This is a genomic window from Streptomyces sp. MAR4 CNX-425 (assembly GCF_048656465.1).
In the GTDB taxonomy this organism is placed as follows: Bacteria; Actinomycetota; Actinomycetes; order Streptomycetales; family Streptomycetaceae; genus Streptomyces.
Window position 1 is genome coordinate 195,070 of record NZ_JBMDLF010000003.1, and the last position, 22,229, is coordinate 217,298.

General features: G+C 75.0%; 20 protein-coding genes. 12 read left to right on the top strand and 8 right to left on the bottom strand.

All coding sequences use genetic code 11. From position 1 onward, the window contains the following. The first annotated feature begins 147 nt into the window (after positions 1–147). From ACHZ99_RS10575 to ACHZ99_RS10600, 6 genes are all read left to right on the top strand, one after another. Positions 148–906: an SDR family NAD(P)-dependent oxidoreductase gene (locus ACHZ99_RS10575; protein ID WP_420304207.1), complete on the top strand. Its 759-nt coding sequence runs from the start codon at positions 148–150 to the stop codon at positions 904–906. Positions 907–1,011: 105 nt separating this feature from the next. Continuing rightward, positions 1,012–2,907, top strand: coding sequence for a glycoside hydrolase family 15 protein (locus tag ACHZ99_RS10580; RefSeq protein ID WP_420304208.1), 1,896 nt, complete (start codon positions 1,012–1,014; stop codon positions 2,905–2,907). Continuing rightward, positions 2,900–3,556, top strand: a complete 657-nt coding sequence (locus ACHZ99_RS10585) for a histidine phosphatase family protein (RefSeq protein WP_420304209.1) — start codon at positions 2,900–2,902, stop codon at positions 3,554–3,556. The genes ACHZ99_RS10580 and ACHZ99_RS10585 overlap by 8 nt, the downstream gene beginning before the upstream one ends. A 165-nt stretch (positions 3,557–3,721) precedes the next feature. Further along, positions 3,722–4,684, top strand: a complete 963-nt coding sequence (locus ACHZ99_RS10590; protein ID WP_420304210.1) for a hypothetical protein — start codon at positions 3,722–3,724, stop codon at positions 4,682–4,684. Positions 4,685–4,824: 140 nt separating this feature from the next. After that, positions 4,825–5,508: a DUF3558 family protein gene (locus tag ACHZ99_RS10595; RefSeq protein WP_420304211.1), complete on the top strand. Its 684-nt coding sequence runs from the start codon at positions 4,825–4,827 to the stop codon at positions 5,506–5,508. Between the two features lie 136 nt (positions 5,509–5,644). Continuing rightward, on the top strand, positions 5,645–7,066 hold the full coding sequence (locus ACHZ99_RS10600) for a DUF2637 domain-containing protein (protein ID WP_420304678.1): 1,422 nt from the start codon (positions 5,645–5,647) through the stop codon (positions 7,064–7,066). A gap of 9 nt (positions 7,067–7,075) precedes the next feature. On the opposite strand, the gene lysS is transcribed toward ACHZ99_RS10600, so the two are convergent. Continuing rightward, complete coding sequence (lysS, locus tag ACHZ99_RS10605; protein WP_420304212.1) at positions 7,076–8,836, bottom strand: lysine--tRNA ligase; 1,761 nt, start codon at positions 8,834–8,836, stop codon at positions 7,076–7,078. 82 nt (positions 8,837–8,918) lie between these two features. On the opposite strand from lysS, the gene argS reads away from it, so the two are divergent. Genes argS through ACHZ99_RS10625 form a run of 4 tightly spaced genes read left to right on the top strand, consistent with a single transcriptional unit; the run spans position 8,919 to position 12,140 of the window. Beyond that, positions 8,919–10,727, top strand: coding sequence for an arginine--tRNA ligase (argS, locus tag ACHZ99_RS10610; RefSeq protein ID WP_420304213.1), 1,809 nt, complete (start codon positions 8,919–8,921; stop codon positions 10,725–10,727). Between the two features lie 37 nt (positions 10,728–10,764). Further along, positions 10,765–11,016, top strand: coding sequence for a type II toxin-antitoxin system Phd/YefM family antitoxin (locus ACHZ99_RS10615; RefSeq protein ID WP_407560382.1), 252 nt, complete (start codon positions 10,765–10,767; stop codon positions 11,014–11,016). Continuing rightward, positions 11,013–11,258, top strand: coding sequence for a type II toxin-antitoxin system RelE family toxin (locus tag ACHZ99_RS10620; protein ID WP_420304214.1), 246 nt, complete (start codon positions 11,013–11,015; stop codon positions 11,256–11,258). The genes ACHZ99_RS10615 and ACHZ99_RS10620 overlap by 4 nt, the downstream gene beginning before the upstream one ends. Before the next feature lie 36 nt (positions 11,259–11,294). Beyond that, positions 11,295–12,140, top strand: a complete 846-nt coding sequence (locus ACHZ99_RS10625) for an alpha/beta fold hydrolase (protein ID WP_420304215.1) — start codon at positions 11,295–11,297, stop codon at positions 12,138–12,140. A 28-nt stretch (positions 12,141–12,168) separates the two neighbouring features. Here ACHZ99_RS10625 and ACHZ99_RS10630 read toward each other — a convergent pair whose 3' ends face one another. Both ACHZ99_RS10630 and ACHZ99_RS10635 read right to left on the bottom strand, forming a co-directional pair. Beyond that, positions 12,169–13,104, bottom strand: a complete 936-nt coding sequence (locus ACHZ99_RS10630; protein WP_420304216.1) for a DUF6924 domain-containing protein — start codon at positions 13,102–13,104, stop codon at positions 12,169–12,171. 98 nt (positions 13,105–13,202) lie between these two features. Continuing rightward, the gene (locus tag ACHZ99_RS10635; RefSeq protein ID WP_420304217.1) at positions 13,203–13,799 is read right to left on the bottom strand and encodes a helix-turn-helix domain-containing protein; all 597 of its coding nucleotides are present in this window, start codon (positions 13,797–13,799) and stop codon (positions 13,203–13,205) included. Positions 13,800–13,866: 67 nt separating this feature from the next. On the opposite strand from ACHZ99_RS10635, the gene ACHZ99_RS10640 reads away from it, so the two are divergent. Both ACHZ99_RS10640 and ACHZ99_RS10645 read left to right on the top strand, forming a co-directional pair. Further along, positions 13,867–14,904 carry an NAD(P)/FAD-dependent oxidoreductase gene (locus ACHZ99_RS10640; RefSeq protein WP_420304218.1) on the top strand — a complete coding sequence of 346 codons (1,038 nt, stop codon included), beginning with the start codon at positions 13,867–13,869 and terminating at the stop codon, positions 14,902–14,904. A gap of 28 nt (positions 14,905–14,932) precedes the next feature. Continuing rightward, positions 14,933–15,628 carry a class I SAM-dependent methyltransferase gene (locus ACHZ99_RS10645; protein ID WP_420304219.1) on the top strand — a complete coding sequence of 232 codons (696 nt, stop codon included), beginning with the start codon at positions 14,933–14,935 and terminating at the stop codon, positions 15,626–15,628. 73 nt (positions 15,629–15,701) lie between these two features. On the opposite strand, the gene hemB is transcribed toward ACHZ99_RS10645, so the two are convergent. From hemB to ACHZ99_RS10670, 5 genes are all read right to left on the bottom strand, one after another. After that, entirely contained in the window at positions 15,702–16,727 is a 1,026-nt protein-coding gene (hemB, locus tag ACHZ99_RS10650) for a porphobilinogen synthase (RefSeq protein WP_420304220.1), read from the bottom strand. A 132-nt stretch (positions 16,728–16,859) separates the two neighbouring features. Continuing rightward, positions 16,860–18,491, bottom strand: coding sequence for a uroporphyrinogen-III synthase (locus tag ACHZ99_RS10655; protein WP_420304679.1), 1,632 nt, complete (start codon positions 18,489–18,491; stop codon positions 16,860–16,862). A 101-nt stretch (positions 18,492–18,592) separates the two neighbouring features. Beyond that, a complete protein-coding gene (gene hemC, locus ACHZ99_RS10660) occupies positions 18,593–19,678 on the bottom strand; it encodes a hydroxymethylbilane synthase (protein ID WP_420304221.1) in 1,086 nt (361 codons plus the stop codon). Beyond that, positions 19,675–21,306 (bottom strand): glutamyl-tRNA reductase, encoded by a 1,632-nt coding sequence (locus ACHZ99_RS10665; RefSeq protein ID WP_420304222.1) that lies wholly within the window; start codon positions 21,304–21,306, stop codon positions 19,675–19,677. The genes hemC and ACHZ99_RS10665 overlap by 4 nt, the downstream gene beginning before the upstream one ends. After that, on the bottom strand, positions 21,303–22,115 hold the full coding sequence (locus ACHZ99_RS10670) for a redox-sensing transcriptional repressor Rex (protein ID WP_420304223.1): 813 nt from the start codon (positions 22,113–22,115) through the stop codon (positions 21,303–21,305). Before ACHZ99_RS10670 ends, ACHZ99_RS10665 begins: the two co-directional genes overlap by 4 nt. Between the last annotated feature and the right edge of the window lie 114 nt (positions 22,116–22,229).

The following is a 22,229-nucleotide window of genomic DNA, read 5'->3' on the forward strand; positions in this document are numbered from 1 at the left end:
GGTCGCCTTCGCCGCATCCGCTTACCCGTACTGACTGCGCGATGCACGAAAACTCATCGCCGCCCGCACACGCCGGACGCGGGGCCCGCGCGCTCGTCGCCCCCCGCCGGCCCCACCACCCCCGCCCACCTGCTTATCCTGGGCTCCATGCCTACCGCAGTCGTCACCGGCGCGAGCAGCGGCATCGGCGCCGCCACCGCCCGCCAGCTCGCCGCCGCCGGCCACCACGTCGTCCTCACCGCCCGCCGCAAGGACCGCATCGAGGCGCTCGCCGCCGAGCTGACCGCCGCCGGGCACGCCGCGACCGCGTACGCCCTGGACGTCACCGACCGCGCCGCCGTCGACGCCTTCGCCGCCTCCCTCGACGCCTTCCCCTCCGTCGACGTGCTCGTCAACAACGCCGGCGGGGCGCTGGGCACCGAGCAGGTCGAGGCCGGTGACCCGGCCGACTGGCGGGCGATGTACGAGGTGAACGTCATCGGCACGCTCCACCTCACCCAGGCCCTCCTGCCCGCCCTCGTCGCCTCCGGCGACGGCACCGTCGTCATCGTCACCTCCACCGCCGGCCACGCCGTGTACGAGGGCGGGGGCGGCTACGTCGCCGCGAAGTTCGCGGAGCACAGCGTCGCGGCCACCCTGCGGCTGGAGCTGAACGGCCGCCCGGTGCGCGTCATCGAGATCGCCCCCGGCATGACCCGCACCGAGGGTTTCGCCGTGACCCGGATGCGCGGCGACGAGGAGAAGGCCGCCGCCGTGTACGCGGGCGTGAAGGCGCCGCTGACGTCGGAGGACGTGGCGGACACCATCACCTGGGCGGTGACCCGCCCGCCGCACGTCAACGTCGACCTGCTGGTCGTGCGCCCCCGCGCGCAGGCCGCGAACCACAAGGTGCACCGCGAGTTGTAGATCCGGCCCGGGCGGGCACCCGAACGGCCGCGCCGCGGCGGCCGTCGCGCGCGCGGCGCGGGAGAGTCGTCGTATCGCCAGCCGCCAGGGGAAGGAAGTGCCGCCGTGCCTCCGGGCCCGTATCCGCCGATCGCGGACCACGGCATCGTCGGGGACCTGCAGACCGTCGCGCTGGTCTCCGCCGACGGCGTGGTCGACTGGCTGTGCGCGCCGCGCATCGACTCGCCCAGCGTGTTCGGCGCGCTCCTCGACCACGAGCGCGGCGGGCGTTTCGCGCTCACCGCCGACGTCCCCGACGCCGTCCCGCGCCAGCTCTACCTGCCCGGCACCGCCGTCCTCGTGACCCGCTTCCTGTCCACCGAGGGCATCGGGGAGGTGCTGGACTTCATGCCGGTGGACCGGCCGGAGCAGGCGACGGACACCCACCGGCTGATCCGGCTGGTGCGGGCCCTGCGCGGCCGGATGCGCTTCACGCTCGACTGCAGCCCCCGCTTCGACTACGGCCGGGACCCGCACCGGCTCGAACTCGACGGCGGCACCGCCCGCTTCCGCTCCGCCACCGCCGACGGCCACCTCCAGCTCCTCGGCCCGGACGCCACGCTGACCCGCGACGGCGAGGACGTGCGCGCCGTGCTGGATCTGGCGCCGGGGCGGTCGGCGGCCGCGGTGTTCACCGTCTGCGCCCCGGGCGCCGAGCCGCCGCCGGCCGCGTACGAGCAGGGGGTGCACCGCGAGCTGACCGCCGTACGGACGTACTGGCACCGCTGGACGGCCCGATCCACCTACCGGGGCCGCTGGCGCGAGGTGGTCACCCGCTCCGCGATCACGCTGAAGCTGCTGACGTACGCCCCGACCGGCGCGCCCGTGGCCGCCGCCACGATGGGGCTGCCGGAGCAGATCGGCGGCGAGCGCAACTGGGACTACCGCTACACCTGGATCCGCGACGCCTCCCTGTCCGTACGCGCCCTGGTCGACCTCGGCCACGTCGCGGAGGCGGACGCCTTCCGCCGCTGGCTCGGCGACCGCCTCGCCGCCGGCGACCCGGCGCCGGACACCGCCGGTGACGGTGCCGGCAGCGCCGGCACCGTCACCGGCGAGCCCCTCCAGACCCTCTACCGCGTCGACGGCGACCCCCGCCTGCCCGAGGAGACCCTCCCCCACTGGGAGGGCTACCGCCGCTCCGCCCCCGTCCGCGCCGGCAACGCCGCCGCCGACCAGCTCCAGCTCGACATCTACGGCGAGGCCGTCGACGCCCTCGCCCAGACCCGCGACGCCGGCGGCCACGCCGGCTACGACGCCTGGCTCCGCCTCGCCGCCGTCCTCGACTGGCTCGCCGACCACTGGGACCGCCCCGACGAGGGCATCTGGGAGACCCGCGGCGGGCGCAAGGACTTCACGTACAGCCGGCTGATGTGCTGGGTGGCCTTCGAACGCGGCATCCGCATGGCCACCGAGCTGGCCCGCCCCGCCGACGTCCCGCGCTGGACCGCCACCCGCGACGCGATCTTCCTTCAGGTGCTGGAGCGCGGCTGGAGCGAGGAGCGGCAGGCGTTCGTCCAGCACTACGACGCGGACGTGCTCGACGCCTCGCTGCTGCTGATGCCGCTCGTCGGCTTCCTCGCGCCGCACGAGCGGCGCTGGCTGTCGACGCTGCGGGCGATGGAGGCCGAGCTGGTCACCGACAGCCTCGTCCACCGCTACGACCCGTCCGCCAGCCCCGACGGGCTGCGCGGCAGCGAGGGCACGTTCTCGCTGTGCAGCTTCCTGTACGTGTCCGCCCTCGCCGGCGCGGGGCAGGTGGACCGGGCGCGCTACGCGTTTGACAAAATGCTCACGTACGCCAACCACGTCGGCCTGTTCGCCGAGGAGATCGGCCCCACCGGCGAGCAACTCGGCAACTTCCCGCAGGCGTTCACCCACCTCGCGCTCATCACCGCCGCGCTGACGCTCGACGAGGCCCTCGACGCCGCGGCGGCGGAAGGAGAGCCCGCCCATGGGTGACCTGCTGCTCGTACGGCACGGCGAGACCGAGTGGAGCCGCACCGGCCGGCACACCGGACGTACGGACCTGCCGCTGACCAAGACCGGCGAGGAACAGGCCCGCGCGCTCGTCCCGCTGCTCGCGGGGCGCCGGATCGCCACCGTGCTGTGCAGCCCGCTGGCGCGCGCCGTCCGCACGGCGGAGCTGGCGCTGCCAGGGCGCCGCGGCATCGTGCTGGAGCCGCGGCTGCAGGAGTGGGACTACGGCGGCTACGAGGGCCTGACCACCCCGGAGATCCGCGCCGACCGCCCCGGCTGGGACCTGTGGCACGACGGCGTGCCCGCGGGCGCCCCCGGCCACCCCGGCGAGACGCTGGCGGCCGTGGGCCACCGCTGCGACGAGGTGCTGGCCGTCGCCGACGAGGCGCTGCGCGCCACGGGCGGCGCGGGCGGCGGGGGCGGCGCGGGTGGTCCGGGCGGCGCGGAGAGCGACGTGCTGCTCGTCGCCCACGGCCACGTGCTGCGCGTCCTCACCGCCCGCCGGCTGGGCCAGCACCCGGCCGCGGGCGCCCTGTACCGGCTGGAGACGGCCACGCTGTCGGTCCTCGGTACGGAGCACGACCGGCCCGTGCTCCTCGGCTGGAACCTGCCCGGCAGCGATCCGCGCTGAGGCGGGCGGCCTCCCGTCCGGGGCGCGCGTGCGCGAAGATAACGGGGTCAACCGCCCCACCCCGGACACCCGACCGGACGAACCGGCAGGACGTGCGATAAACATGGTGGTCGTCCGCCGTGTCCGGACGGCACCATGTTCCGCAGTCGGAAGGAGCCTTCTCCCGTGCAGCGAAGGGCACTCGCGCAGGCCGCCGCCACGGCCGCCGTGCTCGCGGTCGCGCTGGCCGGCTGCACCGGCTCCGACGAGACCACCGGGGCCGTCGACAGCCAGTCCGGCAGCGCCGACGCCAGCTCCGCACCCGCGCCCTCCGGGAAGTACAGCACCCTCCCCGAGCCGTGCACGGCGCTGAGCACCGGGACGCTGGAGGAGCTGCTGCCGGGAACGGAGGAGGAGAGCGAGGACAGCGGAGAGAGCGGGGAGAGCGGAGAGGACGGCACCGAGGACGCCGAGGAGGCGCTCGCGGGCAAGCCGGACCTCACGTACGACGCCGACCGGCTGGTGGGCTGCCGCTGGGAGCGGGAGAGCACCGCGGGCGGGCACAAGCTGGAGCTGCGGTTCGAGCGGATCGTGTCGTACGACGACGAGATCAGCGACGACGAGCAGGCGGAGCAGGTCTACGCGGAGCGGGCCGACGAGCACGGCGTCGACGTGGCGAGTGAAGCGCCGGACCTGCCCGACAAGGGCGGCGCGACGCACGAGGCCGAGGACGGCGGCGGGAGCGGCGACGGGACGAACGGCGACGACGCCACGGACACCGCGAACGCCTCCGACCCCTCGGACACCGGCACGGCCGCGGGCGACGGCGACTCCCCCGAGGCCCCGGGCTCCCCCGACTCCTCCGACTCCTCCGGCTCCTCCGACGACGGCGACGACGACCCCACCTCCACCCTCGCCCCCCGCCTCCTCGACGACATCGGCGACGAGTCCTTCCTCGACGACCGCTCCGGCGGCGCCGCCACCGGCGAGCACCGCGAGGTGACAGTGGTGTTCCGCACGTCGAACGTCGTGGTGACCGTCACGTACGACCGGTGGGACACCGCCGCCACGCAGCCGCCGGACAGCGCTGAGCTGCAACAGCGCGCTCAGCAGGTCGCCGACCAGCTCGCGGACCAGCTCGCCGGCTGACGGCCCGGCCTCCCCGACCGCCCGTACGCCGTCCGCGGCGGCGGGTACGCTCGCTAGCCGGTGCCCTCCGGGGCGCCGGGCCCAGGGCGTCGTGCACCCCCGCTCGCGGGCCCGCCCGACGACCGAGTGATGAAGGACCCATGCACCGCTCAACCACCCGCATCCCCCGCGTACTGGCCGCCGCGGCCGTACCCGTGATACTCGTCACCGCCGGCTGTTCGTCCGGCGACGACGGCGGCGACGGCGGCAGTGCGAGCAGCGCCGCGCCGTCCCCCGAGACCAGCGAGCCCAAGGTCGCACCGGCGAAGTTCGCCGACCTGCCCGACGCGTGCGACGCGCTCACCAAGGACACCGTCAAGGACCTCGTGCCGGGCGCGAAGAGCACCGCCGGCACCGCCGGCAAGTCCGCCGACACCTCCCAGCGCAGCAGCTGCTCCTGGGACGGCCTCAAGGGCTACCAGTGGCGCTGGCTGGACGTCTCCTTCCAGCGCTACGACTCCGACCCCGCCATCGGCAGCGGCGCCGACCGCGCCGCGGAGTACTACGGCAAGCAGGTCCGGGCCGTGGAGGACACCGAGGACGCCAAGGGCATGAAGTCCTCCGCGGCGTCCGGACTCGGCCAGAAGGCCACGGAGTTCACCTGGGAGACGACCAAGGACAAGGAGGACTACCGCAAGCAGACGGTCCTGGCCCTCCACGAGAACGTCGTCGTCACCGTCAACTACCACGGCGCCGGCTTCCAGGGCACGGACGAGCCGAAGGCCGACGACCTGCTGAAGGACGCGGAGAAGGCGACCAAGGAGGCCGTGGCCGCGGTCAAGTGACCGCACCCGCATACCCGGACCTGCCTACCAAGCCCGCACTGCTGTGCGAGGCTGGCGTGGCCCCGGGCCGGTCCGGGGCGACCGGTGATCGCCAGCGGAGAGGGAACGGCGCGTGGACAGGGCTCCTGCGATACGCATGAACCGGACGCACCGCGTACTCATCACCGTCGTCGTCCTCGGCGCGGTGCTGATCGCGGCGATCGGCTTCGCCGGGTCCTACGCGGCCGTGCGCGACCTCGCGGAGAAGAAGGGCTTCGGCGACTTCGCGGTCTTCTTCCCCATCGGCATCGACGCCGGGATCGTGGTGCTGCTGGCCCTCGACCTGCTGCTCACCTGGATACGCATCCCGTTCCCGCTGCTGCGGCAGGCGGCGTGGCTGCTGACGGCGGCGACGATCGCGTTCAACGGCGCGGCGGCGTGGCCGGACCCGCTGGGCGTGGGGATGCACGCGATCATCCCGGTGCTGTTCGTGGTGTCGGTGGAGGCGGCGCGGCACGCGATCGGCCGGATCGCGGACATCACGGCCGACAAGTACATGGAGGGCGTGCGCATCTCGCGCTGGCTGCTGGCCTTCCCCTCCACGTTCCGGCTGTGGCGCCGGATGAAGCTGTGGGAGCTGCGGTCGTACGAGGAGGTCATCCGCCTCGAACAGGACCGCATGGTCTACCGCGCCCGGCTGCGCGCCCGGTACGGGCGCGCGTGGCGGCGGCGGGCGCCGGTGGAGGCGGTGATGCCGCTGAAGCTGGCGAAGTACGGGGTGCCGCTGGCGGAGACGGCGCCGGAGGGGCTGGCGGCGGCGGGCATAGACAAGCCGCTGCGCCCGCGACCAACGCAGTCGGTGCCGCCGGCGCAGTCCCCTCAGCCCGAGCTGGAGCCGCGCCGGGCGGCCGCGGACGCCCCGGCCGCCGCGCAGCTCACCAAGCCCGCGCAGACCACCCCGGCCGCCCAGCCGGCTCAGACGGCCCCGGCCGCTCATGCAGCCCCGGCGGCCCCGGCCGCTCATGCGGCCCCGCCGGGCCCGGCAACCGCCACCGCGCCGCAGGCCGCCGCCGCGCCCGCCCCGGCCCCCGGCCCCGTACCGGAGCCCGAGCCGCTGCCCGCGCCGGAGCCCGTCGCCACCATCCCGGGCCCCGCCCCCCGCCGCGACCTGCGCGCCCCCGCCGCCTCGGCCGCCGTCAACGGCCACCCGCGCTCCGCGCCGCAGCCGCCGTCCTTCGTCGCCCCGCCGCCCCCGGCGCCGGAACCGGAGCCCGAACCGGAGCCGGAGCCCTGGCCGCGGCCCGAGCCGCCGCCGTCGGCGGCCGCGGCGGCCGCCGACGACCCCGACGAGGTCGTCGGCCTGCCGGACGGCATCCCGTACGACGACGCCCTCTTCGGCTTCTACCGCCAGTTCGTGCTGGACGAGGGCCGCTTCCCCTCCCCGCGCCCGTTCGGCCGCTACCTGCGCGACGTCCACGGCGTGCGGTACGCGGACGGCACCGCGCTCAGCGAGCGCTACCTCCGTACCTACCTGCCCGAGCTGCGCGAACGCTACAACCAGGGCATGGGCACCGCCTGACGGCCGGCGTCAGCCGCCCAGCAGCTCCCGTACCCGCTCCTGGCCCACCGCCAGCAGCAGCGTCGGCAGCCGCGGCCCGGTGTCGCGGCCCACCAGCAGCCGGTACAGCAGCGCGAAGAACGCCCGCTGCTCCGTCTTCAGCTCCGGCGTCGGCTTCGCGTCCGCGGGCAGCCCGGCGCGCAGCTTCGGCACCCCGTACAGCAGGGTCGTCAGCCCGTCCAGCGACCAGTGCCCGTCGAGCCCGTCCAGCAGCAGCCGCAGCAGCTCCCGCTCGTCCGCGCCCAGCGACCCCAGCAGCTCCGCGTCCGCGTCCTTGCGCACCTGGGTGCGCTGGTCCGCCGGGACGTGCGTGGTGATCCAGCGCTCCGCCTTGTCCAGCCGGGGCCGCACGTCGGCCAGCGACGTCAGCGGGCGTTCCGGGTCGGCCTCGGCGAGGATGCGCAGGGTCTGCTCGTCGTCGCCGGCGGTGACGTCGGTCACGGAGGCGAGCATCCGGTACGGCAGCGGGCGCGGCGTCGCGGGCAGCGGCCCCGCGGCGGTGCCGGCGGCGCGCTCGTACGCGGCGACGTCGCCCGGCTGCGCCGCGCCGGCGCCGACCTTGCGGACGAGGGCGTCCCACTCGTCGTACGTCCGCTGGATCTCCTGGTCGAAGGCGACCTTGAAGGACTGGTTCGGCCGGCGGCGCGCGTACAGCCAGCGCAGCAGCATCGGCTCCATGATCTCCAGCGCCTCGGCGGGCGTGGGCACGCCGCCCTTCGAGGACGACATCTTCGCCATGCCGCTGATGCCGACGAAGGCGTACATCGGGCCGATGGGCCGCTCCCAGCCGAAGATGCCGACGAGCTGGCCGCCGACGTTCCAGGAGGAGCCGGGCGAGTGGTGGTCGACGCCGGAGGGCTCGAAGACCACGCCCTCGTACGCCCAGCGCATCGGCCAGTCGACCTTCCAGACCAGCTTGCCGCGGTCGTACTCGGCGAGGCGCACGGTCTCGCCGTGGCCGCAGGCGCAGGTGTAGGTCAGCTCGGTGGTCTCGTCGTCGTACGCGGTGACGGTCGTCAGGTCGCGCTCGCAGACCGCGCAGTACGGCTTGTACGGGTAGTAGGCGCCGCCGGCGGTCAGGCCGTCGTCCTCGTCGGCGGCGCCGGAGCCCTCGGCCGCCGCCAGCTCGGCCTCGTCCACCGGCTTCTGCTGCTGCTTCTTCTGCTGCTTCGGCTTCGTGCGGAACTCGGCGAGGACGGCGTCGATGTCCGCGCGGTGCCGCATCGCGAAGAGGATCTGCTCGCGGTACGTGCCCGAGGTGTACATCTCCGTCTGGCTGATGCCCCGGTACGTCACGCCCATCTCGGCGAGCGCGCCCTCCATGGCCGCCTTGAAGTGCGCGGCCCAGCTGCCGTGCGGGCTGCCCGCGGGCGCGGGCACGGAGGTCAGTGGCTTGCCGATGTGCTCGGCCCAGGACTCGTCGACGCCCTCGACGCCGACGGGGACCTTGCGGAAGCGGTCGTAGTCGTCCCAGGAGATGAGGTGCTCGCAGGGGACGCCGCGGCGGCGGATCTCGTCGGCGACCAGGTGCGGGGTCATCACCTCGCGCAGGTTGCCGAGGTGGATGGGGCCGGAGGGGGACAGGCCGGAGGCGCAGACCACCGGTTTGCCGGGGGCGCGACGCTCCGCCTCGGCGATGACCTCGTCGGCGAAACGGGAGACCCAGTCGGCGGCCTCGGCGGTGGCACCCACAGTCCAGACTTCCTCTCTCTTCAGCGCTTGCGGGGCCATTCTCCCAAACAAAACGGCTTGCTCCTGCATGGGATACTGAGGGTCCATCCCACCCCTCCGTCAGGAAGCGGCGATCACGAACATGGCCTCAGTCCCGTCCCTCGCCACCCAGGTCCGGCAGCGGGTCTCGGACGCCCTCGCGGTGGCCCTGCCCGAGGGGTCGTCCGCCGACCCGTCCCCTCGCCCTGCGGGCTGGGGAGACCCCATGCTGCGCCGAAGCGACCGGGCGGACTTCCAGGCCAACGGGATGCTGGCGCTGGCCAAGGAGCTGAAGGCCAAGCCGCGGGAGCTGGCCGGCCGGGTCGCGGCGCAGGTCGACGGCGGCGACCTGCTCGCGGAGGTCGAGGTCTCGGGGCCCGGCTTCCTCAACATCACGGTGACGGACGCGGCGATCACGTCGAACCTCGCCGCCCGGGCCGCGGACGACCGCCTCGGCGTGCCGTACGCGGACGCCCCGGGCACCACGGTCATCGACTACGCCCAGCCGAACGTCGCGAAGGAGATGCACGTCGGCCACCTGCGGTCGGCGGTCATCGGCGACTCCCTCGTACGGCTGCTGGAGTTCACCGGCGAGACCGTGGTCCGGCGGCACCACATCGGCGACTGGGGCACGCAGTTCGGCATGCTCATCCAGTACCTCGACGAGCACCCGCACGAGCTGGACCACGGCGCCGCCGGGGGCCCCGCCTCCGGCGAGGAGGCCGCGTCGAACCTCAACCGGCTCTACAAGGCCGCCCGGGCCGTCTTCGACGCCGACGACGCCTTCAAGGAGCGGGCCCGGCGGCGGGTCGTCGCGCTGCAGTCGGGCGACCCGGAGACGCGGGCGCTGTGGCAGCGGTTCGTGGACGAGTCGAAGCTGTACTTCTTCTCCGTCTTCGACAAGCTCGACATGGAGGTCAGGGACGCCGACATCGTCGGCGAGTCCGGCTACAACGACATGCTGGACGAGACCTGCGCGCTGCTGGCGGACGCGGGCGTCGCGGTCGACTCCGAGGGCGCGCTGTGCGTGTTCTTCGACGACATCAAGGGCCAGGACGGCCAGCCCGTCCCGCTGATCGTCCGCAAGTCCGACGGCGGCTACGGCTACGCGGCCACCGACCTGTCCGCGATCCGCGACCGGGTGTTCAACCTCAAGGCGCAGACGCTCCTGTACGTCGTGGACCACCGGCAGTCGCTGCACTTCCGGATGGTCTTCGAGACGGCCCGCCGGATGGGCTGGCTGGACGACGGCGTGACGGCGGTCCAGCTGGCCTTCGGCACGGTGCTGGGCAAGGACGGCAAGCCGTTCAAGACCCGGGCGGGCACGACGGTGCGGCTGGAGGACCTGCTCGACGAGGCGATCGACCGGGCGTCGGCGGTCGTGCGGGAGAAGGCCGACAAGGCGGTGCCGCCGCTGACGGAGGCGGAGATCGCGGAGCGCGGCACGCAGGTGGGCATCGGCGCGGTGAAGTACGCCGACCTGTCGACGTCCGCGGCCCGGGACTACAAGTTCGACCTCGACCAGATGGTGTCCCTCAACGGCGACACGTCGGTCTACCTCCAGTACGCGTACGCCCGGATCCGCTCCATCCTCCGCCGGGCCGGCTCCGACGCCCGCCCGGTGCCGCACCCGGAGCTGGCGCTGGAGCCCGCGGAGCGGGCGCTGGGGCTGCACGCGGACGGCTTCGCGGCGGTGGTCGCGGAGGCGGCGGAGGAGCACGCGCCGCACAAGGTGGCGGCGTACCTGTACCAGCTCGCGTCGCTCTTCACGACCTTCTACGAGCACTGCCCGGTGCTGAAGGCGGACACCCCCGCCCAGGTCGAGAACCGCCTCTTCCTCGCCGACCTGACCGCCCGGACCCTCCACACCGGCATGGACCTGCTCGGCATCCGCACCCCGGAACGCCTCTGAGCCGCTGAAAGCAGCAGGTGAGTGTACACTTGGCGCCATGTCAGTGACGCATACGGTGACAGAGGGCCGCAACCGCTTCGGGCAACTCGTGCGCCGGGCCTCCCACAGCCGGGAGCGCATCACCATCACCGACCACGGACAGCCCGCCGCCGTGCTGATCAACGCCGATGAACTGGCGGACCTGGAGGAAGCCAACGCGGTCCTGGAGTACAAGCTGCGCCGCGCGCTGGGGCAGACCGGCGACACGGTGCCCGCCGCCGAAGCCCGCCGCCGGGTCTTCGACGAGTGAACGTCGCCTGGGAGCCGAAGGCCCTGGCCGCCGCGCAGCTCTACGCGAAGGAGGACCGGGAGGGCGTCCTGGCCGTCTTCGACGCCACCGACGCCCTCGCCTCCGACCCCCGGCCGCCGGGGTCACTCTCGTACGGCGAGAACCTGCACCGGCTCCGGGTGGGCCGTTACCGCGTCTGGTACGAGATCAAGGACGAGGTGGTGGAGATCGCCGTCTTCCACCTCGGCCGCGCAGGCGCCTGAGGGAGCACGCGGGGGCCCTCCCGTACGCTGATCGTCATGAGCGACTGGGAGTTGACGCGGACCTTCGCCGGCTCCGCCGGGGAGGTCCGCTGGGAGCGGCTCGGCCCGGGCGGGGACGGCTCCGGAGGGCGGCCGGTGGTGCTGCTGCACGGGACGCCGTGGTCCTCGTACACCTGGCGCGCCGTCGCCCGCGCGCTGGCGCGCGGGCGCGAGGTCTACGTCTGGGACATGCCCGGCTACGGGCGGTCGGAGAAGCGCGCCGGGCAGGACGTCTCGCTCGGCGCGCAGGGGCAGACCTTCGCCGAGCTGCTCGGCCACTGGGGGCTGGACGAGCCGCTGGTCGTCGCGCACGACTTCGGCGGTGCCGTCGCGCTGCGCGCGCACCTGCTGCACGGCGCCGCGTACCGCGCGCTGGCCCTCGTCGACCCCGTCGCGCTCGCCCCCTGGGGGTCGCCGTTCTTCCGGCTCGTACGGGACCACGCGCCCGTCTTCGAGCAGCTCCCGGCGGCGCTGCACGCCGCGCTGGTCCGCGAGTACATCGGCACCACCGGCGGGCCCGGCCTGCACCCCGCCGTCCTCGACGCCCTCGTCGCGCCGTGGACGGACGACGCCGGGCGGCCGGCGTTCTACCGCCAGATCGCCCAGGCCGACCAGCGGTACACCGACGAGATCCAGCCCCGCTACGGCGAGGTCGGCCTGCCCACGCTCGTCTGCTGGGGCACGGACGACACATGGATCCCGGTCGCCAAGGCGCACGAGCTGGCCGGTCTCATCCCCGGCGCCCGGCTGGAGCTGTTCGAGGGCGCGGGACATCTCGTACAGGAAGACGCCCCGGCCGAACTGACCGCCGTCCTGCAGACGTTCCTCGCCGAGCAGTCCTAGTCGTCCCGGCCGACCGCCCGCGTCGCGCCTACGCCTCCTCCTCCCACCACGGCCGCACGTCCGCCGCGACGACCCAGTCGTGGAAGTCCATGTTGGCTATCTCCAGGTTGCAGGCCATGGAACCGGCCAGGCGGGACGGCACGACGGCGATGTGCCCCGGGGCGCTGCGGAGGTCGACGGCGACCAGCGGCCGGCCGGGCCCGGCGAAGGTGCCGGCGTCGGCCAGCAGGACGAGCACGGTGTGCTCGCCGGACGGGACCAGGGCGGGGACGGCGCCGGGCGGCAGGCCCGCGTAGGCGGGGTCGTCCACGGTCAGGGCCGTCAGCGGGTAGTCGTCCACGTCGATGTCGTCCGGGTCGAGGTCCGCGCCGACCCACCCCTGCTCGTCGGTCCCGCCCAGCTCGGCCAGCAGGGCGCGCCAGCCGTCGTCGTCCTCGAAGCAGGTGCGGACCAGCAGGGTGGTCTCGACGTGCGCCGCGGGCAGGGCGGGGAAGGGCCGGGGCGGCGGGGTGGTCGGCGTGGGGAAGGCCGGGCGGCCCGCGTCGCCCCGGTACCGGCCGCGCACGTCCGTGCCGCGGACCAGGTCGTCGAAGACCAGCGTCCCGTCGGACAGGCCGGTCAGCACCTCCCCGAGCAGGTCGGCGTCCACCCGGACCCCGCGCCCCGGTATCCCGGCGAGATCCACCAGCAGCGGCCACCCGAACCCCGCGCCGATGTCCGCCAGGACGGCGACGGACGCGGCCGACCCGCCGGCCGGGAGAAGCGCGGGCAGCTGTCCACCGTGCAGGTGGTCCCAGCCGGCGTCGGCGACGGGGCGCAACCGGACCGGGGCGTCGTCGGGGACGAGCGCGCCGCCCTCGATCCGGTGCCGCAGCCCGCCCCAGCCGGGTTCGCCGTGCTTGTAGTACGTGCAGACCACCAGCACGTCGCCGGGCGTGGTCCGGGGTAGCTCAGGGCGGGGCATGGCTCCCCTTTCGCGAGGTTGCCGCGGGATGCGATACCTCGGAAGCTATCGCGCCGGACTGACAACGGCCGCCGCCGGCGGTCCCCGCAACCCCGCCGCTACGACGCCGACTTCGGGCGGGCGCGCAGGTGCGCGCGCTCGCCCTGGCCGCCGAAGAGGCTCAGGAACTCCACCGGCTCGTCGTCCGCGGCCCCGAACCAGTGCGGCACGCGGGTGTCGAACTCCGCCGCCTCGCCCGGTTCGAGGACGAGGTCGTGCTCGCCGAGCACGACGCGCAGCCGGCCGCTCATCACGTACATCCACTCGTAGCCCTCGTGCGTACGCGGGTCCGGGACCCGGCGCCCGCTGCCCGCCGGCAGGATCAGCTTGAACGCCTGGATCCCGCCGGCCCGGCGGGACAGCGGCAGCATCGTCATGCCGTTGCGGGTGACCGGGCGCAGGTGGATGCGCGGGTCGCCGGTCGGCGGGGCGTCGACCAGCTCGTCGAGGGTGACGCCGTGCGCGCGGGCCAGCGGCAGCAGCAGCTCCAGCGTGGGGCGGCGGCTGCCGGACTCCAGCCGGGACAGGGTGCTCACCGAGATGCCGGTGGCCGCCGACAGCTCGGCGAGCGTCGACTCGCGCCGGCGGCGCAGCTCGCGCAGCCGGGGGCCGACCGCGGTGAGGGCGGTGTCCAGGTCGTCGTCGGGTTCAGCCATACGAACAGTTTGCCATAGCGGCAAGAAGGTTTGCGGATCTGGAGGGTCCGGCCGCACGATCGTCGGCATGGAGGTGGTCGACGTGACGGACACGGCGGAGAAGACCGACGAACTCGCGGAGAGCTACGAGGTAGCGGTGGTCGGCGGCGGCGCCGCCGGCCTGAACGGCGCCCTGATGCTGGCCCGCTCCCGCCGCTCCGTGGCGGTGATCGACGCGGGCGCGCCGCGCAACGCGCCGGCGGACGGCGTGCACGGGCTGCTGGCCCGCGAGGGCATGCCGCCGGGCGAGCTGCTGGCCCGCGGGCGGGCGGAGGTGCGCGGCTACGGGGGCCACGTGGTGACCGGCGAGGTCACCGGCGCGACGCGCGGCAACGAGGCGGACGCCGGCGGCGCGGCTGACGCCGGCGGCGGCGAGAGCCCCGGCTTCACCGTCGCGCTCGCCGACGGCCGGTCCGTACGCGCCCGCCGGCTGCTGGTCACCACCGGGCTCGTCGACGAGCTGCCGCCGGTGACCGGGCTGCGCGAGCGCTGGGGCCGCGACGTGCTGCACTGCCCGTACTGCCACGGCTGGGAGGTCCGCGACCAGGCGATCGGTGTGCTCGCGACCGGGCCGATGTCGCTGCACCAGACGCTGCTGTTCCGGCAGCTCAGCGACGACGTGACGTACTTCGCGCACACCGCCGGGCCCCCGGACGGCGAGGCCGCCGAGCAGCTGGACGCCCTCGGCGTACGGGTCGTCACCGGCACGGTGACGGGCCTCGCGGTCGCCGGCGACCGGCTGGCGGGCGTACGGCTCGCGGACGGCACGGTGGTCCCCCGCGAGGCGCTCGCGGTGGCGACGCGCATGGTGGCGCGCGGCGGGTTCCTGGCCGGGCTGGGCCTCACGGCCGTGCCGCACCCGTCCGGCATGGGCGAGCACATCCCCGCCGACGCCACCGGCCGCACCGACGTGCCCGGCGTGTGGGCCGCGGGCAACGCCACCGACATGGCCGCCCAGGTCGGCGCCGCCGCGGCGGCCGGCGCGATGGCGGGTGCCCAGATCAACGCCGACCTGGCCGCCGAGGACGCCCGCCGGGCGGTCGCGGCCCGCCGGGTCCGCGTATGACGTACGAACCGATCGGGAGGGATCGACGATGACGAACGCGACGGAAGAGTTCGGCGAGGCGTACTGGGAGGAGATGTACCGGGGCCGGGACGCGGTCTGGAGCGGCCGGCCCAACCCCCAGCTCGTGACCGAGATCGCGGACCTGCCGCCCAGCACCGCCCTGGACGCCGGCTGCGGCGAGGGCGCCGACGCCGTCTGGCTCGCCGAGCGCGGCTGGCGGGTCACGGCGGCGGACATCTCCGGGACCGCCCTCGACCGCGCCCGCGCGCACGCCGAGGCCCGCGGCCCGGAGGTCGCCGGGCGGATCACCTGGCTCCGGGCCGACCTGACGGACACCACCCCCGACGGCGCGCCCTTCGACCTGGTCACCACCCACTACGTGCACACGACGGCGTCCCGCGAGACGCTGATGCGCCGCCTCGCGGCGGCGGTCGCCCCGGGCGGCACGCTGCTCGTCGTCGGCCACCACGAGACGGACCCGCGTGCCCGGTCGATGGCCGAGGAGCACCCGGGGGTGCACTTCACCGCGCAGGACGTGGCGGCGGACCTGGCGCCGGCGGACTGGGACGTCGTCACGGCGGAGGTCCGGACCCGGTCGGCCCCGGTGGGCCACGAGCCGCAGCACACGCACGACGGCGACGGACACGGCGGCGACGGCGGCCATGGCGAGGACGGCGAGCCGGCCGAGCACCACGACGCGGTGCTGCGCGCCCGGCGCCGCTGACCCCGTTCCGTACGACCAGAGGCAGGCGGCCACTGCCGGCGGTGCGGCCGGCGCCCCGCGACCCCGCGGGGCGTCAGTCGCGCAGCCGGTGGGCCGCCTCGGTCGCCCAGTACGTGAGGATGAGCTGCGCGCCGGCCCGCCGGATCCCCGTCAGCGTCTCCATCATCGCCGTCTCCCGGTCCACCCAGCCGCGCTCCGCCGCCAGCTCGACCATCGCGAACTCGCCGGAGATCTGGTACGCCGCCACCGGCACGTCCGACTCGTCGGCGACCCGGCGCAGCACGTCCAGATACGGCCCGGCCGGCTTGACCATCACCATGTCGGCGCCCTCGGCGAGGTCGAGGGACAGCTCGCGCAGCGCCTCGCGCGCGTTCGGCGGGTCCTGCTGGTACGTCCTGCGGTCGCCCTCCAGCGAGGAGTTGATCGCCTCGCGGAACGGCCCGTAGAAGGCGGACGAGTACTTCACGGTGTAGGCGAGGACCCCCGTGTCCGTGTGGCCCGCCCGGTCCAGCGCCTCGCGGATCACCGCGACCTGGCCGTCCATCATGCCGCTCGGGCCCAGCACGTGCGCCCCGGCGTCGGCCTGCACCACGGCCATCTCCGCGTACCGCGCGAGCGTCGCATCGTTGTCGATCCGGCCGGCGGCGTCCAGCACGCCGCAGTGCCCGTGGTCGGTGGTCTCGTCCAGGCACACGTCGGACATGACCACCAGCTCGTCCCCGACCTCCGCCCGCACGTCGCGCAGCGCGACCTGGAGGATGCCGTCGGGGTCCGTGCCCGCAGACCCGGCCGCGTCCTTCTTCGACTCCTCCGGCACGCCGAAGAGCATGATCCCGCCGACGCCCGCGGCGACCGCCTCGGCGGCGGCCTTCTTCAGGCTGTCGCGGGTGTGCTGCACGACGCCGGGCATGGCGGAGATCGGCGCCGGCTCGTCGAGGCCCTCGCGTACGAAGGCGGGCAGGATCAGCTCCGCCGGGTGCAGCCGGGTCTCGGCGACCATGCGCCGCAGCGCGGGCGTGGTGCGCAGGCGCCGCGGGCGGACGACGGGACGGGTGACGGTGCCGGTGCGCGGGGCTGCGCTGTCTGGGGCGTCGGACACGTGCGCTTACCTCCGTGGGGCGCCCCGCCCACGAGTGGGGAGGCACGAACGGACGCGCCCCCCAGCGGGCGGCGGGGGGCCGGATGCCCTCCACCGTACGCCCCGCCGGTGACACTCCCCGCCGGGGTGCCGTCAGCCCGGCGTCGTCGTCCGCGCCCGCCGCCGCGGCCTGCGCTCGCTGGGCCGGGTGACATGCTCCCCGGCCTCCACCGCCGCCGCCCGGCGCCGCGTGCCGAACTCCGCCAGCGCCTCCGCCAACCGGTGCACGGACGGCTCCGGCGCCATGACGTCGACGCGCAGCCCGTGCTCCTCGGCGGTCTTCGCCGTCGCCGGCCCGATGCAGGCGATGACCGTGACGTTGTGCGGCTTGCCGGCGATGCCGACGAGGTTCCGCACCGTCGAGGACGACGTGAACAGCACGGCGTCGAACCCGCCGCCCTTGATCGCCTCCCGGGTCTCGGCCGGCGGCGGCGACGCGCGCACCGTGCGGTAGGCGGTGATGTCGTCGACCTCCCAGCCGAGGTCCTTCAGCCCCGCCACCAGCGTCTCGGTGGCGATGTCGGCGCGCGGCAGGAACACCCGGTCGATCGGGTCGAAGACCGGGTCGTACGGCGGCCAGTCCTCCAGCAGCCCGTGCGAGGACTGCTCGCCGCTGGGCTGGAGGTCGGGCCGTACGCCGAACTCCACCAGCGCCGCCGCCGTCTGCTCGCCGACCGCGGCGACCTTGATCCCGGCGAACGCGCGGGCGTCGAGCCCGTACTCCTCGAACTTCTCCCGCACCGCCTTGACGGCGTTGACGGAGGTGAAGGCGATCCACTCGTACCGCCCGGTGACCAGGCCCTTGACCGCCCGCTCCATCTGCTGCGGGGTGCGCGGCGGCTCGACGGCGATCGTCGGCACCTCGTGCGGCACGGCGCCGTACGAGCGCAGCTGCTCGGACAGCGACGCGGCCTGCTCCTTCGTCCGCGGCACGAGCACGTGCCAGCCGAAGAGCGGCTTGGACTCGAACCAGGCCAGCTGCTCCCGGCGGGCCGGCGCGCTCTGCTCGCCGACGACCGCTATCACCGCCTGCCCGGCGTCCGGCGACGGCAGCACCTTCGCCGACTTCAGCACCTGCGCGACGCTGCCGAGCGTGGCGCTGAACGTCCGCTGCCGCGTCGTCGTACCGGCGAGCGTGACCGTCATCGGGGTGTCCGGCTTGCGGCCGGCGGCGACCAGCTCGCGGGCGGTCGCCGCGGCGGCCTCCAGCGACGTCTGCACCACCAGCGTGCAGTCGCTCGCGCCGGCCTCGCCCCAGATCTGCTCCGAGGCGGTCGCGGCGTCCACGACGCGCACGTCCGTGCCCTCGGGGTCGTGCAGCGGCACGCCGGCGTACGCGGGCACGCCGACGGCGGTCGCGACCCCGGGCACCACCTCGAAGGAGATGCCCTCGGCCGCGCACTCGCGCATGGCCTGCGCGGCGCCGCCGTCGAGGCCCGGATCGCCCGCCACGGCATGCACGACCCGCCTGCCGGCGCGCGCGGCCTCCATGACAAGATGGCTCGCGTCAGCGGTAGTTGGCGCTCCGTCGGCGGCGGCTGGATCCGCCGCGCCGGCCACGGCCGCCGGCTCCGGCGGGGCGGTCGGCGGTGAGACCGCGCCGGCGCGCGCGTGGGCGCGTACGACGGCGAGGACCTTCGGGTCGGCGACCAGGACGTCCGCGGCTGACAGCGCTTCCACGGCGCGCAGCGTCAGCAGTCCCGGATCTCCGGGGCCCGCGCCCAGGAAGGTGACGTGGCCGCGGGCGGCGGGACCGGGCGGCCGGGCCGCGCCGGTCGCTGCGGTACGCGCCGACGCGCCGGCCTTACGGATCGAAGGTGTGGGGCTCAAAGTGCTCGCTCCCCCATCAGACCGGCCGCGCCCTTGGCGAGCATCTCTTCTGCGAGCTCGCTTCCGAGCGCCACGGCGTCGTCGTACGACGCCGGCACGGGGCCGGTGGCGGACAGCTGCACCAGCGCGGAGCCGTCGGGGGTGCCGACGACGCCGCGCAGGCGCATCTCGGTGGCAGTGGACGCTGTGCCCATGTCGGCCCCGGAGGGACCCTCCGCGTGCAGGTCGGCGAGCGCGCCCAGGGGCGCGCTGCAGCCGGCCTCCAGGGCGGCGAGCAGCGTCCGCTCGGCGGTGACGGCGACCCGCGTCTGCGGGTCGTCGAGCTCCGCGAGCTGGGCGGTCAGGCGCGCGCTCGACGAGGCGCACTCGACCGCCAGGGCCCCCTGGCCGGGGGCGGGCAAGACGGTGTCGAGGGAGATCAGCTCGGTGGCCTCGGCGAGCCGGCCGAGGCGGCTGAGCCCCGCGGCGGCGAGCGCGACGGCGTCCAGCTCCCCCTTGTGGACGAACCCGATGCGGGTGCCGACGTTCCCGCGGACCGGGACGGTCTCGATCGCGCCGCCGCGGGAGCGGGCCCAGGCGTGCAGCTGGCAGGCGCGGCGCGCCGAGCCGGTGCCGATACGGGGCCGGGCGCCGGCTTCGAGCAGCTGCTCGAAGCCGAGGCCGTCGCGGGCGACGAGCGCGTCGCGCGGGTCCTCGCGGGGCGGGACGGCGGCGATCACCAGTTCGTCGGGCTGTGCGGTCGGCAGGTCCTTGAGCGAGTGCACGGCGAGGTCGACCTCGCCGTGCACGACGGCCTCGCGGAGCGCGGCGACGAAGACGCCCTGGCCGCCGATCTCGGAGAGGTGCGCGCGGGAGACGTCCCCGTACGTGGTGATCTCGACCAGCTCGACGGGGCGGCCGGTGATGCGGCGTACCGATTCGGCAACCCGCTCGGACTGCGCGAGCGCGAGCTTGCTGCGCCGGGTGCCGAGGCGCAGCGGGCGCCGGAACCGCGGCGCCTCGTGCGCGCCCTGCGGCTCGTGCGCCGAAGTCGCCTGCGCCGGGGGCGCCGGGGCGCCCGGCGTCGGCTTGGCTGCGGTCATGACGGCTCCCGTTCGCTGCGTGCGCTGGCCGCCGCGCGGCCCGAGTCCGCGCGGCTGACGGCGTCGACGGTGGCCGGGTCGAGGTCGAAGAGCTCCCGCAGGGCGTCCGCGTACCCGGCTCCTCCGGGGGTGGCGGCCAGCTCCTTGACCCGTACGGTCGGCGCGTGCAGCAGCTTGTCGACGACGCGGCGCACGGTCTGCGCCACCTCGGCCCGCTGACGTTCGTCGAGCCCGGGCAGCCTACCCTCCAAACGGGCGATCTCGCCCGCGACGACGTCCTGGGCCATGGTCCGCAGCGCGACCACGGTGGGCGTGATCCCGGCGGCCCGCTGCGCGGCGCCGAAGACGTCGACCTCCTCGGCCACCAGGGCCCGCACCTGGTCCACGTCGGCGGCCATGGGCGCGTCGGCGGAGGCGCCGGCGAGGGTCTCGATGTCGACGAACCGGATGCCGGGGGTGTCGTGCAGGGCGTGATCGATGTCACGCGGCATGGCGAGGTCGAGCAGCGCGAGACCGCCTGCGGCGACGCCGGGTGCGGACGAGGGACCGCCGTCTTCGGCAGCCGCGCCACCCGCGCCTCCGGCGCGGTGGCCGGGAGCCACACGCACGTCATCCCTGTCCGATCCGTCGGGACCCAGCGCGTCAGCGCCCGGGCCCGCAGGGCCCCGGCCCGTCGTACCGTCACCATCCGCCCCGCCGGCGCCCGGTGCCCCGGCACCGCCGCCCGCGCCCGCCGCGCGGCGGCGCAGCGCTTCGTGTACGTCGTCCGCCGTCAGCACCAGGCCCGTTGCGCCCGTGCACGACACGACCACGTCCGCCGCCGCCAGCTCCTCGGCGATCTCCTCCACCCGCACCGCACGCGCCGCCACCGGTACCGGAGCCGGAACGGCCCCGCCCTGCGCCGGGATCCCCGCCGCGCCCGCCGCAGGCGAGCCCGCGTTCAGGCTCGCCGCCAGGCGCTCGGCGCGCTCGTACGTGCGGTTGGCGATCACCAGCTCCGCCGCCCCCGCGCGCGCCAGCGTCGTCGCCGCCAGCGCCGACATCGACCCCGCGCCGATCACCAGCCCCCGGCGGCCCGCCGCCCACTCCGCGACCGGCGCCCCGCCCGCGAGCTGCGCCAGCCCGAACGAGACCAGCGACTGCCCCGCCTTGTCGATGCCCGTCTCGCTGTGCGCCCGCTTGCCGACCCGCAGCGCCTGCTGGAACAGGTCGTTCAGCGTCCGGCCCGCGGTGTGCAGCCGCTGCCCCAGCGCCAGGGACTCCTTGATCTGGCCGAGGATCTGCCCCTCGCCGACCACCATCGAGTCCAGCCCGCAGCCCACCGAGAACAGGTGGTGCACGGCGCGGTCCTCGTAGTGCACGTACAGGTGCGGCGTCAGCTCCTCCAGGCTCACGCCCGCGTGCTGCGCCAGCAGCGTCGACAGCTCGGCGACGCCCGCGTGGAACTTGTCAACCGCGGCGTACAGCTCTATCCGGTTGCACGTGGCCAGCACCGCCGCCTCCGTGACCGGCACCGCCGCCACCGCGTCCGCGAGCAGCTTCCCGCGCGCGTCCGGCGCGAGCGACGCGCGCTCCAGCACGCTCACGGGCGCGCTGCGGTGGCTGAGGCCGACGACGAGGACACTCATGCGGGCATCACGGCGGGTACGTCCCCGTCGGGCCCCTGTTTGGTGCGCTTCTTCGCGGCGACCGGGGGCGCCGCCGGGCCGCCCTCCGCGGTGGCGCCCTGCGCGGCGGCGGCGGACGCCGCGGCGGCGTCGCGCAGCTCGGCCTCCTCGCCGGCCTTGCGCTGCTCGTGGAAGGCGAGGATCTGAAGCTCTATCGACAGGTCGACCTTCCGTACGTCGACGCCGTCGGGGACGTTCAGCACGGTGGGCGCGAAGTTGAGGATGGAGGTGACCCCGGCCTCCACCAGCCGGTTGCAGACCGCCTGCGCGGCGCCCGCCGGGGTGGCGATGACGCCGATGGAGACGCCGCTCTCCTTGATGAGCGGCTCCAGCTCGTCGGTGTGCCGCACGGTCAGGCCCGCGACCTGCTTGCCGGTCATGGCCCGGTCGGCGTCGATCAGCCCGGCGACGCGGAAGCCGCGGGAGGCGAAGCCGCCGTAGCCGGCGAGGGCGGCGCCGAGGTTGCCGATACCGACGATGACGACGGGCCAGTCCTGGGTCAGGCCGAGCTCGCGGGAGATCTGGTAGACGAGGTACTCGACGTCGTAGCCGACCCCGCGGGTGCCGTACGAGCCGAGGTAGGAGAAGTCCTTGCGCAGCTTCGCCGAGTTGACGCCGGCGGCGGCGGCCAGCTCCTCGGACGAGACCGTGGGCACGGAGCGCTCGGAGAGCGCCGTGAGGGCCCGCAGATACAGCGGGAGCCGGGCGACGGTGGCCTCGGGGATCCCTCGGCTCCGGGTCGCCGTTCGGTGGGTTCGGCCAGTTGCCACGGTGCTCCTGACGCTCGTGCGGTGCCGCGTACGGCCCGCCGGGGCGAAACCGCACTGATGGGAGAAGGCTATGCCTTTGTGAACGCGTGCACAAAGATACTGTCCGCTTTGTCC

What these genes read in the sequence shown, in the direction of transcription:
- ACHZ99_RS10635 (WP_420304217.1), bottom strand. Translation starts at nt 13,799, where the DNA reads ATGGCTGAACCCGACGACGACCTGGACACCGCCCTCACCGCGGTCGGC.
- ACHZ99_RS10575 (WP_420304207.1), top strand. Translation starts at nt 148, where the DNA reads ATGCCTACCGCAGTCGTCACCGGCGCGAGCAGCGGCATCGGCGCCGCC.
- ACHZ99_RS10625 (WP_420304215.1), top strand. Translation starts at nt 11,295, where the DNA reads ATGAGCGACTGGGAGTTGACGCGGACCTTCGCCGGCTCCGCCGGGGAG.
- ACHZ99_RS10630 (WP_420304216.1), bottom strand. Translation starts at nt 13,104, where the DNA reads ATGCCCCGCCCTGAGCTACCCCGGACCACGCCCGGCGACGTGCTGGTG.
- ACHZ99_RS10600 (WP_420304678.1), top strand. Translation starts at nt 5,645, where the DNA reads ATGAACCGGACGCACCGCGTACTCATCACCGTCGTCGTCCTCGGCGCG.
- ACHZ99_RS10615 (WP_407560382.1), top strand. Translation starts at nt 10,765, where the DNA reads ATGTCAGTGACGCATACGGTGACAGAGGGCCGCAACCGCTTCGGGCAA.
- ACHZ99_RS10595 (WP_420304211.1), top strand. Translation starts at nt 4,825, where the DNA reads ATGCACCGCTCAACCACCCGCATCCCCCGCGTACTGGCCGCCGCGGCC.
- hemC (WP_420304221.1), bottom strand. Translation starts at nt 19,678, where the DNA reads ATGACCGCAGCCAAGCCGACGCCGGGCGCCCCGGCGCCCCCGGCGCAG.
- ACHZ99_RS10665 (WP_420304222.1), bottom strand. Translation starts at nt 21,306, where the DNA reads ATGAGTGTCCTCGTCGTCGGCCTCAGCCACCGCAGCGCGCCCGTGAGC.
- argS (WP_420304213.1), top strand. Translation starts at nt 8,919, where the DNA reads ATGGCCTCAGTCCCGTCCCTCGCCACCCAGGTCCGGCAGCGGGTCTCG.
- ACHZ99_RS10645 (WP_420304219.1), top strand. Translation starts at nt 14,933, where the DNA reads ATGACGAACGCGACGGAAGAGTTCGGCGAGGCGTACTGGGAGGAGATG.
- ACHZ99_RS10640 (WP_420304218.1), top strand. Translation starts at nt 13,867, where the DNA reads ATGGAGGTGGTCGACGTGACGGACACGGCGGAGAAGACCGACGAACTC.
- lysS (WP_420304212.1), bottom strand. Translation starts at nt 8,836, where the DNA reads ATGGCCCCGCAAGCGCTGAAGAGAGAGGAAGTCTGGACTGTGGGTGCC.
- ACHZ99_RS10585 (WP_420304209.1), top strand. Translation starts at nt 2,900, where the DNA reads ATGGGTGACCTGCTGCTCGTACGGCACGGCGAGACCGAGTGGAGCCGC.